Here is a 15,192-nt window from a genome sequence, read left to right as displayed (position 1 = left end):
TGAGTGTCTCGTGTCGGCTGGACCTGTCTTGGTTACATGCAAGGTCGGAGCAATACGACACGGCGAATAGGAGTACGTGCTCGGAATCTTCTGCGCGCTCGCGAGCACGGGAGCTATAAGGCCTCTCATGAATCCTCCACAGAGTGCGCACAGATGCTGGTGACGCGGCTCGGTCGACCGTTCCCGGACGTCGCTGCTCTTCTTGGATAGAAAGCGCGGTCCGTGAGACAGCCGGTAGGTGACCGCTGATAGGGCAGGCGACGTTTAAGCACTAAGCATGCCAGTAAGGTGATGGCGACTCGATTGCGCGCGCGGAAGCGCGCTGCCCACGCTTCAGTGATCGCTCTCGTGTGTACTTCAGACTGACTTGTCGAGCGCCAACGCGATACGCGATTCAGCTGGGGAATGCCGTGTTGGCGGATCTACAAGAGAGCGCAGACGCGCAAGGCTCTCTGTTTTACGTCCGCATACCGAGTGATCAGAAAAATATTCGCAGACACTCCGGTGATGTGAGGAGCCGCAGACGCGACATCACGTTTGCTCCAAGAGTGGTGCACGTGATGAAACAGGCGCACCAATTTGCTTCGACATCGATCTGCGTCAGCGACAGACCTGTAGGAAATTTCTCGAACGTTTCTCCTTTCGCTACGAACAAAAAAATCAGGAGGGATTTTCAACATTCAATCGTCTCCTGTGTGTTCGAAAAACAAAGTGCCGGGATTGGGGGATGAGGATCTTGGGGTTCACGGATTTTGGGAGGGTCGGATGTCGAAGTTGATGAGTGTGCGCACCGCCGTGGCGGTCATTCTCGCGGGCTGTTGCATCTCGGCTCACGCAGCAACGGATGCAGCTCGTGCGGTCAATATCCCCGCGGGCGATCTTCGTCAGGCGCTTCTGCAAGCGTCCGAACAGTTCGGCACCGATCTCGTCTACAGGCCTGAGCAGGTCGGCGACGTCCGCACTACCGGTGCGGTGGGTCGGTTCACGACGCAGGAGGCTATCTTCCGACTGCTGCAAGGCACATCGTTCGAGCTGCGCGCGGACCCGAGCGGCGCGATGCTGATCGCGCAGAGCACGACGACGCCAGGTACTCAGACGCAAGAGGCGACCGGTAAGACGATTCGCGTAGCCCAGGTGACGGGACCCAGCAACGCCGCCGATTCCACCAGCGAGCAAAGCGAGCCGCTGGTGGAAGAAGTTGTCGTGACCGGCTCGAACTTGCGACGGACCGGCGCCGAAGATGTGCTGCCGGTCACCACGCTCAGCCAGGACCAGATGCAGCTGCGTAATGCACTTACGCCGGTCGAAATGCTGAGTTCCTTGCCGCAGGTGACCGGTTCGCCTGCTAACGAGTCGCCGCGGGGCGGCGCCGGTGCGCGCGGCGACATTGCCACTGTCACCATGCGCGGTCTTTCAGCCAGCGACACACTGGTGCTGCTGAACGGGCGGCGAATCATCGCGCATCCTACGACGGATGCGCTTCAGTACGCGCCCAACGTCAATCAATTGCCGACGCAGGGGCTCGCACGTATCGAAATCCTGCGTGACGGCGCCTCTTCCATCTACGGCTCGGATGCGGTGGCGGGTGTGGTCAACTACATCACGGCCCGCGATTTTCAAGGCAGCCAGATCAGTGTGCGCCTCGGCACCACGGAGCAGGGTGGTGGCGAGACCCAGCAGGTCGCGCTGACGCACGGCGGTGATTTCGCCAGCAATCGCGGCCGCTTCGTGACGACACTGGAAGCCTTCAATCGCGAAGCCATCTGGCTGCGCGACCGAGACTTCTCGACGACCACCAACAACACCTCGCGTGTACCTGCGCCGTTCAACGCCATCGGTGGCCCATTCGATGGCCGTTCGGGCACCGGCATCTACCCGGTGTTTCGTGTGGGCAGCGGGACGTCGGCCAACTACTTCCGGCCGGTGAATGGTGCGATGACCCTGACCACTGTCGCGCCGACCCGTGCGAACAATCCCGAGTTCTACGGCAACAACAACGCCTACACCATGGGTCTGGGTGAGAGCCAGCGCGTCAACCTGTTCACGGCGCTCGAATTCGATCTCACCGACGACATCACGCTGTTCAGTGATGTGTCGTACTACCACGCCGATTCGAAGATTATCCGCAATCCGATCAATCTCAATGCGCCTTCGGCCGATCAACTCGCGCCGATGTCGATCGACAATCCCTATAACCCGTACGGCTCGCGCTTCTACGATCCCGCCGGTCTGCCCAATGCCGACGGCATGGCGCGACTCGTCGGTACGCCACGCTCGATCACGCTGCAGTCCGTCATCTTCGACCCCAACCAGCGCGAACTCACGGATGTGTCGTCGCAGACGTATCGCGTGGTCGGTGGCGTGCGCGGCACGCTCGCGGATCGCTGGAATTGGGAAGTCGGTGCTCTGCACAGCTATGGATCGGTGACCGACAGCAATCCGTACTCAGTACGCGAAAGCCTCTTCCAGGCGGCGCTGATGCAGACGACGCCGAGCACAGCGTACAACCCGTTCGGTTATACGTTCAAAGTTCAGGACGGCGCGGTCGTGGCCGATCAGCCGTACACGAACAACGATGCCGTGCTCGATTCCTTCACACAGGAATGGCGCCGTGAAGGGCGCAGCGAGCTCACCAGCTTCGATGCCAGGATCGGCGGGTCGCTCCTGTCGATCTGGAGCGGCGACATCACGGCGGGCGTCGGCATGGAGTATCGCGAAGAAGCCTATCGCGACTTTCGCCCGCCCTATGCCGGCATGAATCCGCCGGATTCCGGGCTCAATCCGAACGACAACGATTTCATTCCGGCTTCGCCGAAGCCCGATGCGCGAGGCGATCGGAGCATCAAGAGCTTCTATGCCGAGACCATCGTGCCGCTGGTGTCGAGTGCCAACGATGTGCCGCTCGTCGATACGCTCGAGCTCAGTGCGTCTGTCCGTCACGAGCGCTACGACGATTTCGGCTCGACCACCAAGCCGAAGTTCGGCCTGAACTTCCGGCCGGTCAAGTCGGTGATGCTGCGTGCTTCCTACAACGAGGGCTTTACCGCGCCCAGCCTGCCTCTGCTGTACAACGCTTCGCAGTGGGCGTATGCCGGCGCGCCCGGAAGCATCGATCCTTACCGCCAGACTGCCACGGCGGAAGGGGCATACATTTATCGCAGTGGCACCGCGGGTAATCCGGACCTCGATCCCGTCGACTCCGAAGGAGTGAGCGCCGGTATCGTGTTCGAGGTGCCGTTCGTGCGGGGCCTGAGTATCTCGGCCGACTACTGGCAGATCGAGCAATCCAACATCATCGCATCGCTGGGCGCCGCGCAGATTCGCAACAACGACATGCTGCTGCTCACGGCGTACACGCAGGCGCAGATCGCCGCGGGCGTGCCGATCGACGCAATCGATTTCGGTGAGGGTACCGCGGGGTACAAAGGCGACGCTGCGGTCACCCGCGTTGCACCGACGCTTGAAGATCGTGGCCTGTTCGCCGCGTACAACGCAGCCAATCCAGGCGCGCCGCTCGGAGCCACTGGACGCATCTTCCAGATCGATGCGCCGCCGCTGAACCTCTCGACGGGCAAGGTGGCCGGCTGGGACTTCAACGTCAGCTACAACATGCCCACCGCCATCGGCGACATCGCAATCAGCGCTGATGCGACACATGTGCTGCGCTCGTACACAATTCTCAACGCCCCGGGAACCGCGCCGATCTACACCGAGCGTCTCGATGTGGACGGCAACGCCGAATGGCGCGGCTCGATGACGACCACCTGGCGCAACGGTGGCTGGGCAGCCGGAGTCAGTGCGTACTACATCGGTTCCTATGCGGACAGCAACGCGACCACCACAGGCACCATCTACGAGTCGCTCGGCCGTCCCAACTACATCGTTCCGCAGTACACCGGCAACGCCAATGTGTACCGCTACAAGATCGATGATGTCCTCTACTTCAACGCCTTCGGCTCCTATGCATTCGATTCCGACAACACGTGGCTGTCCGGTTCGAACATCAAGCTGGGAATCATCAACCTGAGCGATGAGGCGCCCCCGGTCGCCGCCGCCAACTTCGGCTACGGCTACAGCGTCGCGGTGCACAGCGGCTTGCTGCAAGGCCGCGCATTCACCCTCGAAATGAGCAAGAAGTTCTGATGACGAATCCAATGAGGAAAGGCGGCACGACCATGAACAGAATCGTCAAACATATAGTGTGCACAGTGCTGGCTCTCGGGCCTATGAGCGCCTTCGCGGCGGCAGCTCCGGGAATGCAGGCGCCTCCGGAGCGCAAGGAAGGCGAGGGACCGTACACGCAGCTGATTCTGCGCAACATAACGATCATCGAAGGCACGCTGGCACCGCCGATCAGTCCTGTCGATATCGTGATCGAGGGCAACCGCATCAAGTCGATCCATCTACCCGGCGCAGTGGGATCGTCCGCCTATTCCAAAGATGTGCCGGTGCTCAAGCCAGGCGGGCGCGAGATCGATGGCAAGGGCATGTATGTGATGCCCGGTCTCATCGACAATCACCAGCACATCAGTCCCCAGATGGAGTACGAGTTCAAGCTCAATCTCGCCCATGGCATCACGACCATTCGCGATCCGGGTACGACCTCCGGACTGGCCTTCATGCAGGAGATCAAGGACAAGAGCGCGAAGAACCTGATCACGGCACCGAAGATCAAGACGTATCTGCGCTTCGGTTACTACCCGGACGGCAGCTTCAATCTGCCGACGACGGAGAAGGCCGCGCGCGAGTGGATTCGCATGGCAAAGGCCGCCGGCGCGGATGGAATCAAGGATGCGGGCTTCACGCCGAACGTGATCAAGGCAGCGCTCGATGAAGCGAAGAAGGTCGGCCTGCGTTCCATGATCCATCATCGGCAGACCATGGTGGCGCGCTGGAACGCATTAGACAGCGCGCGTGCCGGCGTGACCCAGATGGAACACTGGTACGGCCTGCCGGAGGCGATGTTCCTCGATCGCACCGTTCAGGCCTATTCGGCGGACTTCAACTATCAGAACGAACAGATGCGCTTCGGTCAGGGCGGTACGCTCTACTCGCAGGGAGCGGCGCCATACTCCGAGAAATGGAATGCAGTCCTGGACGAAATGGTGGCGCTGGGCTTCACGCTCGATCCGACCATGGTGGTCTACGAAAAGCTTCGTGATTACATGCGTGCACGAACACAGGAATGGCTCGAACCGTATGCGTTTCCGGCAGCTTTTGAAAAGTCGCTGGTGCCGAGCAAGGAACATCACGGTGCGTCGCAACACAACTGGAGCACGAAGAACGAGGTCGACTGGCGTGAGCAGTTTCAGCTGTGGCAGGCGTTCATCAACGAATTCAAGAACCGCGGGGGCCGTGTAACCACCGGCAGCGACGAAGCGATGCTGTTCGGCTTCTCGCTCATTCGCGAACTGGAGCTGTTGCAGGAGGCGGGCTTCAGTCCACTCGAGGTCGTGCGTGCCGCGACTCTGAGCGGCGCCGAAGCGCTCGGTATCGATGACGACACGGGCAGCGTCGAGATCGGCAAGCTCGCGGATCTGCTCATCGTCGACCAGAACCCGCTGGAGAATTTCAAGGTGCTCTACGGCACTGGCTCCATCAAGCTGATGGACGACGGCTCCGTGCAACGGATCGGCGGCGTGAAGTACACGATCAAGGAAGGCGTCATCTTCGACGCGAAGAAACTGCTGGCCGATGCGAAGGCGATCGTCGACGCCGAAAAGGCCAGGACCGGCAAGAAGATCGTGCAGCCGGGTTTCACGCATTAGTTCAAGGTTCTGAGCAAACAAGGGTACGCAGCATCCCGGCGTTCGCCGTCGAGGTGCTGCGTCCAGGGGCAGTCTATGAATCGCATGTTGAAACATCTCGCCTGGAGCGCGCTCGCGGCCGGATCGATCAATGCCTTCGCCGCGGAGAGCGGCAGGCTCGATCCTCCGCAGCGCAAGGAGGGCGAAGGTCCTTACGCCCAGCTCATCCTGCGCAACGTCACCATCATCGAAGGGACGCTCGCGCCGCCAATCAGCCCGGTCGACATCGTCATTGAAGGCAGCCGGATCAAGTCGATCCATCTGCCGGGCGCGGTGGGTTCGTCCGCCTACTCGAAAGACGTGCCAGTGCTCAAGCCGGGCGGGCGCGAGATCGACGGCAAAGGCATGTATGTGATGCCGGGACTCATCGACACGCACCAGCACATCGTTCGCAATCCGGAATACCAGTTCAAGCTGGATCTGGCCCACGGCATCACGACCGTCCGCGATCCGGGTTCGGGTGCCGGCTTCGACTGGGTCCGCAAGCTCAGAGAGCAGAGTGCACAGCACCTGATCACCGCGCCGAAGATCTCGGCATTTTTGCGCTTCGGCTTCTATCCGGACGGCAGTTTCAACCTGCCGACCACAGAAGCGGGCGCGCGCGAGTGGGTTCGCATGGCGAAGAAGGCGGGCGCCGATGGCATCAAGGATGCCGGCTTTACGCCCGACGTGATCCGCGCCTCGATGGATGAAATGAAGAAGGTGGGGCTGCGCTCCATGATCCATCATCGGCAGACCATGGTGGCTCGCTGGAATGCGCTCGACAGCGTGCGTGCGGGCGTGGGCTCGATCGAGCACTGGTATGGCATGCCGGAGGCCATGTTCGAGGACCGCACCGTCCAGTATTTCCCGCCGGACTTCAATTATCAGAATGAGCAGGATCGTTTTGGTGAAGGCGCCAACCTGTGGTCGCAGGCAGCGGCTCCGTATTCAGAGAAATGGAACTCGGTGCTGAACGAGATGCGTCAACATGACACAACGCTGTCGCCCACTTACTCCGTCTACGAGAAGTATCGCGACTACATGCGGGCGCGTACCCAGGAATGGTTCGAAGACTATGCATTCCCCGAGGCGTACGTGCGGCGCTATACCCCCAGCAAGGACACGCATGGTTCGGGGCTGCACGATTGGACGACGAAGAACGAAGCCGACTGGAGCGAGCAGTTCCGCACGTGGATGATTTTTGTCAACGAGTACAAGAATCGCGGCGGCCGGGTCTCGACCGGCAGCGACGAAGCCATGCTGTTCGGCTTTTCCTTGATTCGTGAGCTCGAGCTGCTTCAGGAAGCCGGATTCATGCCGCTCGAAGCGATACGCGCCGGTACGCTGAGCGGTGCGGAGGTGCTCGGTATCGACAAGGACACAGGCAGTGTCGAGATCGGCAAGTTCGCCGATCTGCTCGTCATCGATCAGAATCCGCTGGAGAGCTTCAAGCTTCTCTACGGTACCGGCGCGGTGAAGTTGATGGGCGACGGTTCCGTACAGAGAATCGGCGGCGTGAAGTACACGATCAAGGACGGCGTCGTGTATGACGCGAAGAAGCTGCTGGCCGATGTGAAGTCCATGGTGGACGATGAAAAGGCAAAGACCGGCAAGAAGATCATTCCACCCGGGATGAAGCGTTGAAACGCGGCGCGCTGCAATCTGGAGTGGATCCGTCGGAAACGCGCCGCAATGGTGGCACCGTACCGGTGAGTCCGTTGCGATCGAATGGCGCGCGCCGTGAACAACTGCTCAACGCGACCGCCAAGGTGATCCTCGAAAAGGGCGTCGGCAATCTGACCCTGGATGCAGTCTGCGAGACGGCGCACGTCAGCAAGGGTGGATTGCTCTATTACTTCGACGGCAAGACTGCTCTGCTGGAGGCTCTGGTCGATATTCTGGTCGCACAGGTGGCAGATGCTGCTGAACAGCAGCGATGTTCCGATGCGGATGTGGGTGTCGAAGGTGCTCGTGCCCGCCTTCGCGCCATAGCGTGCATGGGGGAGTTGCCGCGAAGTCAGCAGCTCCGCCAGGTCCTGGCGCTCATTTGCGCTGCATATCCCGAGCTTGCTCAGCGTAGTCGAAGCAAGGCGAGTCAGCGGTCAGGACAGAGTGGGACCAAGGAAATGTCGATTGACGAGCTGCATCTGCGGCTACTGGCGGATGGTCTCTGGTTGGCTGATATATATGAATGCGACCGGATCACCGCCGAGCGCCGCCTTGAGCTGCTCGAGCTGTGTGGGGGCTGACGGCCTCCCGCCCAAGCGTCCCCGCGCGCTACACTCGCATTCTCGTCGTATCTGTCCGAGGGACTTTCGTGCTCGCTTCTTCGCAACAGCGCAACGTCGCGCGTCGTGCGTCCGCGCTGCTCATTGGTTCGATGCTGGCCATCGGGCTCGGTGCCTGCGCCGAGATGTCGCAGATCGTTCAGTCGGGCGCGGCGAGCTCGCAAACCAGCGAGAGCGCTCTGGTCCGGGGGATCAAGGAATCGCTGGAACTGAGCAGCGTCCGTGCCGCAGACCTGTTGTCGGCAGCCGGTGGTTATCAGAACAGCACGCGGTATCGCATCCGGTTGCCGGAGTCGGTGCAGCCACTGGCCTCGCGCCTGCGTCAGTTCGGCTTGGGCAGTCAGATCGACCAGGTAGAGAAGCTGATGAATCAGGGTGCGGAGCACGCGGCGGTCGAAGCGAAGGCCTTGTTCGTCAATACGGTGCGGACCATGACGGTCAATGATGCACTGAGCATCATTCGCGGCAATGACACGGCGGCGACTCAGTATTTTCGTGGACGCACCGAGGCAGAGCTACGCCAGCGCTACCAGCCGATCATCCGCAGCAACCTGCAGCAGATCGGTTTCTACGATCAGTACGACAAACTTCTTTCCGCCTACAAGCAGCTTCCGTTGGGCAACAAGCCGGACCTCGATCTCGAACAGCATGTGCTGAATCGCAGCCTCGATGCTCTGTTCACTCAGGTCGGCGAAGAAGAAAAAGCCATCAGAAAGGATCCGATCGGACGCGGCAGCAGTGCGATTGCCGCCGTCTTCGGTCGGTAGCAGTACATCGGACAGGCAGATCCTTGCCGCGCAGAGGATCGGAACCAGGGAAGAGCAGAACCTGCCCAGAGTCGAGGTAGCTTCGGCCGATGGAGTCTGCCAAAGAAAGGGCGCCGACCGGTCCCGGCCGGCGCCTCAACTTGCTTCTTCGTGTTGCCCGCGGAATCACCCGCACATCAGAATCGGTAGCTCACGTCCATGCCGATCTGGCGACGGAAGGGCAACGCCGCCTGAGCCGAGTACAGTCGGAATCCAAGCGGATCGCCCGCCGCGTCGCCCTGGTACGAAATGGATTCGAGCGTGTCGTCGTCGAGCAGGTTGCGCACCCGCAGCGATGCCGTCCACTTCTCTGCTTCGAGCCCGATCGACACGTTGAGATCGAACGACTCGCCGGTCTCGGCCATGTTGAGCAACGAGTCATACCGTGAACCGACGTAGATGCCATCGGCACGCGCGCGCCAATCGAGGGAAGCGTTGAACGCAGCGCGATACTGCAGATAGGCTGTGGCGGACAGGTCCGGAACGAATCCTTCCTTGCGGCCGGTAATGTCCCCGGTCTGCGTGATTGGATCGCCACCGAAGTAGCGGTAGACGATGTTGCTCGTCGAGCCACGCTTGAAATCGACCTCCGTCCAGGTTGCCGCGGCGCCGATTTCGATTGCATCGGTGAAGAGAAAACGCGTTTCGATTTCGACGCCATAGACATCCTCGTCTCCGGCAACGGCTGCCTGCCCCGAAAATGCCTCGCGGTTGGCGCCGGCCAGGCCGATGTCGATCGTGCCATTGCCGTTGAAGTCGACCTGCGCGCCCTTGGTGTCCTGCTTGCCCTCCCACTGCGAATAGAAGAGTGCCGTGTTGAAGGTCGCGCGACCATCGGCCAGTGTCTTCTTGAGCCCGATTTCGTAGTTGACGATTTTCGACTCGGGGACGATGAGCGGTATTCCCCAACTCGCGGCCAGCTGCCCCCGCCGCTCTGGCGTCAGGAACAGCAGCTGCGGGTTACCCTGCGTCGGCTGATTGCCTTTGGCGACGTTGAGATAGAGATTCGTGTCGTCGTCGGCCTGGAAGCTCAGGAGCAACCGCGGCAGAAAGGCACTGCTCTCGACCACGAGGCTCTGGGCACCCGCGCCCTGCGCCGGGGCGATGATCTTGTCGTTCTGATAACGCCCTTCGAGCGCGATTTCGAGCCGGTCCGTCAGGTCATAGCTGACCGATGCAAAGACCGCCTTGTTTTCGACTTCCTTCGGATTCGGCGCGGGCGCGGTCACCGTGCCCGTGAGACCCGGTACCCGGAAGGTGGGAATCGTGCCGTACGCGAACCGCGCCTGAGTGTAGTAGTCCTGCTCGAGATAGTAGAGACCGCCCATCCAGCGCAGCCGCTGCGACGAATCCGACGTCAGACGCAATTCCTGGGTGATCGTGTCCTGGTCGCGGAACGTCTCGGCCCAGTACGCATCGACGTTCGTCAGATCGTAGTCCATGACGGATTCCTGCTTTTCCGTCTGGTAGCTGCTCAGTGAGGTAAACGTGAGGTTGGCCGGCAATTCGACGTCGAGATTGAGCGACGCCGTGACCATGTCGCGTTCGGTTCTTGGCGAATCGAAAAAGAGCGTGCCCGCCGCCACCGGTATCGTGTCATTCAGATCCGGTTGTCCCCTGAAGCGTAGTTCGCCGCAGTAGAGCGTCGTGGCTCGACCGTTGTTCGTCACGGCGCCGTCGGCAAACGGGCCGCAGTTATGGTCAGCCTGGCGAGCGATCGTCTGTGAGGCGGGCGGGCCATCGACGTTTTGCGTGTAAGACAAGCGCAACAGGGCCGAGACGCGGTCACCCGGCGTCAACAGTGCCGAGAGGACGCCATAGGTGTCGCGCTGCTCGCCGAGACCGTCGCCGCTGGTCGCATCCTTGTACTGGCCACCGCGTGAGTTGTAGCCGCCAACGACACGCATCGCGAGCAGGTTCTCGATGACGGGAACGTTGACACTCAGGCGCCCGCTGTAGTCGTCGTACTCGGCGGCCGACAGATCGAGTTTCGCTTCGAACTCGTCATGCGGTCGTTTCGTGATGAAGTTGATCGCGCCTGCGAACGTGGAGCGGCCGAAATAGGCCGATTGCGGGCCTTTGATGACTTCGACGCGTTCGATATCGTCGAACGCGAGGCCGGCCGTCTGGCCCGAATAGTAGACGCCATCAATGAAGATCGATGCGATGTCGCGGGTCGTGTCGCCGGATGGCGTGACCTGCGACATGCCGCGAATGGCCATGCGCGAGATGCTGCGATCGCCCGGCGTGAAGAAGATGAGTCCCGGCGTATTGGACGACAGGTCCTTGAGATCGTCGATACCGCGTGCGGCGATTTCTGCTTCGCTGAACGCGTTCACCGTCAACGGGATTTCCTGCACGCTCTCGTCGCGCTTGCGCGCGCTCACGACGACTTCATGCAGCACGTCGATCCGATTCGACGCGGCGCCCTCCGTGGATTGCTGTGAGATCGCAGGTGTGCTGACTGTCACACTCAACGCCATTCCCGCGCCGGTCATCAGGCTGCGGATTGTTTTCCGATCTTTCATCAGGTCCCCTTGTTGCACAGAACAGAAAGCGGACGCGTCCTGCAACGCGACCGTGGTCAATGGCTCGCGAACGGTCACTTCAGCGGTGGAAAGATCTTTCCGGCGGCGTCATCTCGAGCGTTGCGACTGGATCCGCGATCATTGCCGGGTGCATGCGTCGGGCCAGTGCCATGATGTCCGACGGTACGTCGTCAACCGACCAGACCTTCTGTCCCATCGCGCGGGCCATGAGCGTGCCCTTGATGTCCCCCATCTTCATCCACGACCGCCAGGCGGTGACGCTCTGGTAGTGCATGACGGCGTCAACGCCCAGGAGTGATGGATCGAGCAACTGGCGAACGCTGCCTTGATATGTCGCCATGTCATTGCCTGAATAGGGCGCGCGGCCGGGTGTCGTCGGAGTCATCGTGGCCGAGACGTCTTCCTGCACCCAGATGTCATCGTTGTGCTGGGCCAGCACGCCGAGCGTCGACTTCAAGCGCATCTCCACGCCAGGGGTTTTATCGGGCGGAGCTACACCGTGGGGAGTTCTGGTCGAGGTCACGGGCCCGAAAGCGATGTGTTCGAGGTCATTCATCTGACCCGTGATCGGATTGCGCCATTTCTCGATGGGCTGGCCGGTCGCCAGATCCACGTAGTACGAAAGTTCGACGATGGAGGATTTGTAATTACCGTCGGGCTGACGCACGAAACGGTGCCAGCTCACGACGTAGTTGTTGAACAACGGCGTGACGGTGGTCCCGACGACGCCGTACCGCGGACCTTTCATCCACCAGAAAGCAATGCGACCATCCAGGCTGGCGCGCAGCTTGACGAGTGCATTCAGCACTTCGTTCGGGTCAGCGGAATTCAGCTGGCCGGCGGTCGTTGCGGACCCGGCCGCCGCCGCCAGGGCGGGCGCCGTGGCGCCGAGAGCAGCGCCTGCAGCAATGAAGGTTCGGCGATTCAGCATGGAGTTTCCTTCTGGTGGGTTTCTTGATTCGACCGTTCCACCCGCCAGAACGGCTGCGATCGAGTTATCCTGTGGACAGGGGGTGATCCCAGGCAATAAGTGTTCCGTCAACGACAGGGCGGTTTCGTCAACGACAGCGCCGTTTCGTGAACGACCGGGGCCATTCGTGAACGACTTGAGTGACGTATGCGATGAACTGGCGAGTGACCCAACTCCAGGTTTCCGAGCGCGCCGCAGTGGTGATTTCTGCGCCTGTATTGCTGGCGGTGGCGCTCGGCTGGTTCCGCGCCGGCGCTATGACGCGCGAGCTGTCACTCCTCGTCGCAATCGTGTTCTGGCTCTGTCTATGGCTCATCTACTGGATCGCCGCGGGCGGGTTCACGCTCGCGCTCCAGCGGCTCGTGCCACCTTTGAAACGCCGGCCATGGTTGCTGCTGCTGCTCGGCGGTCTGTGCGCGAGCGCAGCCTCGGCTTTCTACCTGGAGCCGTATTTCGGGCTGTTCGATTCGTGGCAGTCCGCGGAGCGACGTTTGCGAATCGCCGAGGTCGGTTCGCAGCCACTCACCACCCGGGTTCCGCTGGCGATACTGAACTCGCTTTTCGGCGTCTCGCTCTGGGTAGTCGTCAATCTTTTCGCTTTGCGCTTCGGTCGATCGGAATCACCGCGACAGCCCGCTGCGACGATGCCGATGAGCTCGTCGTCCGGATTGCCTTCGACGGCTTGTGGCGAACCTGCCGGGCACGCACAAGTGATGACAAGTCGTCTGGCGAACCTGCTCGGCGATCAGGTGACGCTCCAGGACATCATTGCCTTGCAGGCTCAGGACCATTACGTCATGACGTATCTGCCGCAAGGCAAGCGACTGATCCTCTATAGATTTCGCGATGCGGTGGCAGAGCTCGCATCCCTGGACGGTGCGCAGGTTCATCGATCCTGGTGGATCAGCGGCTCGGCCGCGCGCGCTGCCCGGCGCGAGTCGGGCAGCATGAGTTTTCGGGTCAGCGAGGATCTGGTCATCCCCGTGGGCCGCACGTGGCGTGAGCATGCACAACGGTTGCGCACGCGAGTCGTCAGTCACTGACGCGAGGCCATCGCGCACGATTGCCAGGTAGCGTCGTTCGAGCTGGCATTCGCGAGGCTCATCGACATGCATTTTCGTCATGCGGGCGTTGAGTCGCTACCCGATACCGCATCGCGGCGGGTCGTTCCAGCGTGCGAGAAGCACAGTTGCCGACAGACCCACCCAGTGGAGCAGATCGCATTTTGAAGTCCCATGCAGCGTCGAAAACTGGATCATCGGGGTCGCGAGTGGGAGCGCTTCGTGCTCGTCGACTACGGTCGCGAGATGCGCTCGATCACGACGACGCCGCAGCCGTTCATGGTCACAACCGTCGCTCAGCGAATCGGAATCTGGTGAGTGTGATCCGAACCAGGAACTGGCAACCGCGGAGGCTCGCCCGGTCGGCCTCCGCGGGATCCGACAAGGACACGCATCGATGGCGCAGCGGGCGCCACCCATTCTGCTATGGAGTCAGTCAGGCTACCTCGGCGTGGGCAGCAAGCCGTGAGCCAGAGCGTATCGCGCGATCTGGTAGCCCAGGGCGGTGCCTGCCCGCGTCGAGTACCGAAAGTGAAATCCGAGCCAGATGCGGGAGTCCGCGCATTCGCGCGCGGCCGCATGGAACGATCCGAAAGTGCGTGTCGATTCGCCCGGCGTAGCCGTCAACGAATCCAGAACGATTTCATCCTGCTTGCCGAACGCGGTGTCGAGGATTGCCAATGTGCAGGCGCACCCGGCCGCGTGCGCAGAAACATATTCCGGAAACGGTGGCGCCGGACGCAGCGACTGCCATTGGTGATCGGCGAGCGTGGCGGAATTGCCGTCGGTGTCCGCGTCGCGAATCGCCGTGTACGGGCGCCAGTGATTGAACGCGTACTTGCTGTCCCAGACGGCAACGTAGGTATCCACGAGGGCGGCATTCATCAACGCAAAGAGTCGCGTCGTTCGCCACAGTCCCCAATGATCATCCACGACCTGGCGGCGCGCCCATCGATTCATCAAGCCCTCGCTGAACTCCATCCACCACACGGCAGCATGTGTCTGATCGGCGGTGCGTACGCGGCTGTGCTCGGCACCGATCTGTTGCACTTCATTGAGCGCGCTCGCGTACGCGCGAGTATCGAGCGCGGGCGGTCCGTGCGGTCGCCATTGCGAGGCTGACTCGAGCAGGAATGGCTTGGCCTGCGCGAGGCCCGGATGCACCACAAACCCATGCCAGTCCGGCGTCGTTTGATACATCCCTGGACCGGCGCGGAATTCGTAGACACCCGGATCGTCCCACCCGTCATCCTGTCGTGCCTCGAGAATGGCAGCGGCCGCAGCGCGGCCGAGTGTCCGTCCGATCGTTCCATGCGACGAGTTACCGGCATCGCCCAGCTGCTGTGCGAGCAACGTATCGATCTGTGCTTGCGCCGTCGGATACTGACTCACCAGAACCTCGCGAGCGGCGTGAGCCACCGCGGCCCGCGGCTCGGCGGTCGGCGTTGCTTGACGAAATACATAACTGTCGAACAGCGGGCAGATCGAGTTCAATGCATCGTGCTGTGCCAGATGCATCATTGCGATGGCGCGCTGACCCTTGAAGGTCGTGAATCGATCCTCCGCGAAAGCAAGCTCATGGGCGAGTTCATTCCATTGCGCCACCATCGCCCCCGACGTTGAGCGTGTGCGGTCGACGTGCGCTGGTGGCGCATTGGTACTTGCACAGATGGGCATGCCGGCGAGGGCAGCGATGCAGGCCCCGAGAAAGGCGCTGAAGTGAGTCATG

10 protein-coding genes are annotated in these 15,192 nt (G+C 61.4%); 7 read left to right on the top strand and 3 right to left on the bottom strand.

Features of this window, described 5'->3' with window-relative positions:
* Positions 1-765: 765 nt before the first annotated feature.
* From VIZ63_RS14570 to VIZ63_RS14550, 5 genes are all read left to right on the top strand, one after another.
* Positions 766-4,143, top strand: coding sequence for a TonB-dependent receptor (locus VIZ63_RS14570; RefSeq protein WP_331610391.1), 3,378 nt, complete (start codon positions 766-768; stop codon positions 4,141-4,143).
* An 83-nt stretch (positions 4,144-4,226) separates the two neighbouring features.
* The gene (locus tag VIZ63_RS14565; protein ID WP_331610390.1) at positions 4,227-5,768 is read left to right on the top strand and encodes an amidohydrolase family protein; all 1,542 of its coding nucleotides are present in this window, start codon (positions 4,227-4,229) and stop codon (positions 5,766-5,768) included.
* 75 nt (positions 5,769-5,843) lie between these two features.
* Positions 5,844-7,433: an amidohydrolase family protein gene (locus VIZ63_RS14560; protein ID WP_331610389.1), complete on the top strand. Its 1,590-nt coding sequence runs from the start codon at positions 5,844-5,846 to the stop codon at positions 7,431-7,433.
* Entirely contained in the window at positions 7,430-8,038 is a 609-nt protein-coding gene (locus VIZ63_RS14555; RefSeq protein ID WP_331610388.1) for a TetR/AcrR family transcriptional regulator, read from the top strand. The genes VIZ63_RS14560 and VIZ63_RS14555 overlap by 4 nt, the downstream gene beginning before the upstream one ends.
* Positions 8,039-8,106: 68 nt before the next feature.
* Positions 8,107-8,844 carry a DUF4197 domain-containing protein gene (locus VIZ63_RS14550; protein WP_331610387.1) on the top strand — a complete coding sequence of 246 codons (738 nt, stop codon included), beginning with the start codon at positions 8,107-8,109 and terminating at the stop codon, positions 8,842-8,844.
* 176 nt (positions 8,845-9,020) lie between these two features.
* Here VIZ63_RS14550 and VIZ63_RS14545 read toward each other — a convergent pair whose 3' ends face one another.
* Both VIZ63_RS14545 and VIZ63_RS14540 read right to left on the bottom strand, forming a co-directional pair.
* Positions 9,021-11,411 (bottom strand): TonB-dependent receptor, encoded by a 2,391-nt coding sequence (locus VIZ63_RS14545; RefSeq protein ID WP_331610386.1) that lies wholly within the window; start codon positions 11,409-11,411, stop codon positions 9,021-9,023.
* Positions 11,412-11,490: 79 nt separating this feature from the next.
* On the bottom strand, positions 11,491-12,363 hold the full coding sequence (locus tag VIZ63_RS14540) for a DUF1838 family protein (RefSeq protein ID WP_331610385.1): 873 nt from the start codon (positions 12,361-12,363) through the stop codon (positions 11,491-11,493).
* Positions 12,364-12,566: 203 nt separating this feature from the next.
* Here VIZ63_RS14540 and VIZ63_RS14535 point away from each other — a divergent pair, with 203 nt between their 5' ends.
* A complete protein-coding gene (locus VIZ63_RS14535) occupies positions 12,567-13,445 on the top strand; it encodes a LytTR family DNA-binding domain-containing protein (protein WP_331610384.1) in 879 nt (292 codons plus the stop codon).
* Between the two features lie 192 nt (positions 13,446-13,637).
* Positions 13,638-13,781 carry a hypothetical protein gene (locus tag VIZ63_RS14530; RefSeq protein WP_331610383.1) on the top strand — a complete coding sequence of 48 codons (144 nt, stop codon included), beginning with the start codon at positions 13,638-13,640 and terminating at the stop codon, positions 13,779-13,781.
* 123 nt (positions 13,782-13,904) lie between these two features.
* Here VIZ63_RS14530 and VIZ63_RS14525 read toward each other — a convergent pair whose 3' ends face one another.
* A complete protein-coding gene (locus VIZ63_RS14525) occupies positions 13,905-15,191 on the bottom strand; it encodes a hypothetical protein (RefSeq protein ID WP_331610382.1) in 1,287 nt (428 codons plus the stop codon).
* Between the last annotated feature and the right edge of the window lies 1 nt (position 15,192).

Source organism: Povalibacter sp. (assembly GCF_036520495.1).
Taxonomy (GTDB): Bacteria; Pseudomonadota; Gammaproteobacteria; order Steroidobacterales; family Steroidobacteraceae; genus Steroidobacter.
The sequence above is the reverse complement of the archived record's forward strand: the minus strand, read 5'-3'. Positions and strand labels throughout refer to the sequence as shown.